This is a genomic window from Mesorhizobium sp. ArgA1, from assembly GCF_053714375.1.
In genome coordinates this window covers 1-264 of the sequence record NZ_JBSKBQ010000190.1, presented here as the reverse complement: position 1 = coordinate 264, position 264 = coordinate 1, and the positions used below count along the sequence as shown (strand labels likewise).

1 protein-coding gene is annotated in these 264 nt (G+C 65.2%); it reads right to left on the bottom strand.

Translation table 11 applies throughout. The annotated features are described in order from the left end of the window. Positions 1-226 (bottom strand): hypothetical protein (locus ACWGTI_RS32945; RefSeq protein WP_454590715.1); only part of this gene is annotated, 226 nt, incomplete at its 3' end. Positions 227-264 lie beyond the last annotated feature (38 nt).

Here is a 264-nt window from a genome sequence, read left to right as displayed (position 1 = left end):
CCGGCAGGAACACGAAGTCGGCTGGGGCCTCGTTTCGATTATAGATGGACTGTAACGTGCCTCGCGCGTCTTCCACCCCCATGTGGCGCAGCAGATGCGATACCGACGGATCGACCAGCCGTGTCCTGCCGGCGAGCCTTGGATCGATCCCCAGCAGCTGCTCCTCCAGGAGATCGTAATCGCTCTGGATATGGGCGTCGCTCAGCCACTCGGTGGCTCCCAGCACCGACCCCGCCGGGACCCTGGACGAGGCGACCCTCCCGA